Genomic DNA, 1,181 nt, shown 5'->3' on the forward strand with positions numbered 1-1,181 from the left:
GGCGGCCTCAACGAGGGCATGGACAGCGCCCTGGCGCAGGTGACTACTGACAATATCGACAAGCTGGGCCTGGCCTGGTATCTCGACCTGGACGGGCAGGCGACCCTGGAGGCAACACCCCTGGCCGTGGACGGCGTGCTCTACTTCACCGGCAGCCGCGCCGAGGTCTACGCCGTCCACGGCCAGGGGTGTTGCCTCCAGGGTCGCCTGCCCGTCCAGGTCGAGATACCAGGCCAGGCCCAGCTTGTCGATATTGTCAGTAGTCACCTGCGCCAGGGCGCTGTACATGCCCTCGTTGAGGCCGCCGCCGGGGTGTGGCCAGTCCGTATCGGCGGTGGCAGCCAAGGCCGTGACGGGCAGCAGGAGCGCGCTGGCGAGCGCCAGGGCCGCGCGAGCGCGGTAGAAAAATGCCTGAGTCATGCGTTGTTATTCTCCAGGTCCAGTAGCTTGGCGGCCTCCAAGGCCGCGTATTACGCGAATTTCAATTCAGGGCAGCCGCGGCTTGATCTCCTCGATCACCCAGCGGGCGTAGTCGAGGAAGGCCTCGACGTCCCGCATCGGCGGGGTCGGCACGGAGCTCATGGTGACGCCCTTCTCCGCCAGGTCGCACAGGCCGTCGACGATCTCCTGGGCGCCCCACTCGCGGTGCGCGTCCGGGTCCTCGTTGACCTTGTGCCCTTCGCCCACCCGCGATGTCGCGAGGCCATACATCACCTCGAAGGGACCGCCGCTGAAATCGGGCTGGGACTTGATGAACGCGATGCGCTCGGCCAGCTTGTCCGGCGGCGTGAGGAACGGCCACCAGCCACTGGCGAAGCGCGCCGCGCGGCGCAGGGCCGGGTCGCTGTCGCCGCCCATCCAGACCGGCAGGTGCGGTTTCTGCACCGGCTTCGGCTCGAAAGCGACGTCACGGAAAGAGACGTACTGCCCCTCGAACTCGGGGTTGTCGCTGGTCCACAGCTCGATCATCGCCGCCAGGTATTCGTCCGCCATGCGACCGCGTTCGCGGAAGGGCACGCCCAGCAGGTCGAACTCCTCCTTCAGCCAGCCGACGCCGAAGGTGACCATCATGCGCCCGCTGCTCAGCCAGTCCAGGGTGGATAGCGCCTTGGCGGTGACGATGGGGTTTTGCAGCGGCAGGATGGCGATGCAGCTGTTGATCATGATGCGCTCGGTGGCGC

1 protein-coding gene and 1 pseudogene are annotated in these 1,181 nt (G+C 67.1%); one reads left to right on the plus strand and one right to left on the minus strand.

The window, feature by feature from the left end; translation table 11 throughout:
* Nucleotides 1–18: 18 nt before the first annotated feature.
* Nucleotides 19–123, plus strand: a pseudogene (locus E4634_RS22190) (hypothetical protein); the annotation flags it as partial.
* Nucleotides 124–486: 363 nt separating this feature from the next.
* Here E4634_RS22190 and E4634_RS21305 read toward each other — a convergent pair.
* A partial coding sequence (locus tag E4634_RS21305) for a TIGR03619 family F420-dependent LLM class oxidoreductase (RefSeq protein ID WP_135446687.1) occupies nucleotides 487–1,181 on the minus strand: 695 nt, incomplete at its 5' end.

Origin of the sequence: Mangrovimicrobium sediminis (assembly GCF_004745945.1) — a bacterium.
Classification (GTDB): Bacteria; Pseudomonadota; Gammaproteobacteria; order Pseudomonadales; family Halieaceae; genus Mangrovimicrobium; species Mangrovimicrobium sediminis.